2 pseudogenes are annotated in these 935 nt (G+C 57.2%); both read right to left on the minus strand.

Features of this window, described 5'->3' with window-relative positions:
* Positions 1-78: 78 nt before the first annotated feature.
* Positions 79-666 (minus strand): annotated as a pseudogene (locus B5F54_RS17115) (VirB6/TrbL-like conjugal transfer protein, CD1112 family); the annotation flags it as partial.
* Positions 667-732: 66 nt separating this feature from the next.
* Positions 733-831, minus strand: a pseudogene (locus tag B5F54_RS18355) (Maff2 family mobile element protein); the annotation flags it as partial.
* Positions 832-935 lie beyond the last annotated feature (104 nt).

Raw genomic sequence — 935 nt, forward strand, 5'->3', positions numbered from 1 at the left:
TTACCGGCTTGCCAAAGCCGGATTCCCAAAATGCCCGCGCACCGCCTGCGGATTACAAGCAGCGCTTCTGGACGCGCAATACACCTCGATCATCCTTCCGTAGATCACCAGGAAGATACAGATGGAGAGGATCTGCGTACACAGGCCCACAAAGATGCTCTGGAACCACAGCCCCAGCAGGGCGCCGATACTCCAGTCCGCGAGCTGGGTCTCCAGGTCGACGGTCACGCCGGATATGTCGATGCCCGCGTCCGAAATAATGACGCCGGCGCTCTGGCTGACCACGTTCTGCGCCACATCGAACACAGCCATGACGATGTTCCAGGTGTTGGTGACGATGAGCACCGCGCAGAAGGTCTTGAAGATCCACTTGAAAAAGATCCAGGTGTCGAAGTCGTGAAGGTTGTTCTTTTCTACGATGAGCTGGATGAGCTCATAGCACATGACAAAGGTGAGGACAATGCCGGCGATGGGGACGATCACGGTCTCCGAGAGGTTGCGGACCATGTTGAAAATGCCGCTGTTCCACGCAGAGGGCGTCATGCCCACCTCCCCGGCGATCTCTCCCACCTTGGTATTCAGGGTATCAAACATCCCGGTCAGGTTAGATATGATACCGTCAATGAGCAGTTCCTGGAACCACTCCTGTATCGCGTCAAAGATCAACGGGGATCACCTCCTTTCCGGGAGGCCCCGTGTGCCGGGGCCTCCCGTGGGGTCTGCTGGCAGACATCAGGCGGAGAGCAGGCCGGACAGCAGGGGGATCAGGGTCAGGCCGATGAGGGCGACACCGCCGCCGGCCATGAGCTGCTTGATGCCCTGGCTTTTTGCTTATGTGCGATAAAGAAGTAATAGAAGTGTAAAAAATTTTGCCGTTCCTATCCGGCACTTGGCCATTGTGTCGGATAGGTCGGGCGTTAGGCTTCGGGCAAGTC

This window comes from Anaeromassilibacillus sp. An250 (genome assembly GCF_002159845.1).
GTDB classification, from domain to species: Bacteria; Bacillota; Clostridia; order Oscillospirales; family Acutalibacteraceae; genus Anaeromassilibacillus; species Anaeromassilibacillus stercoravium.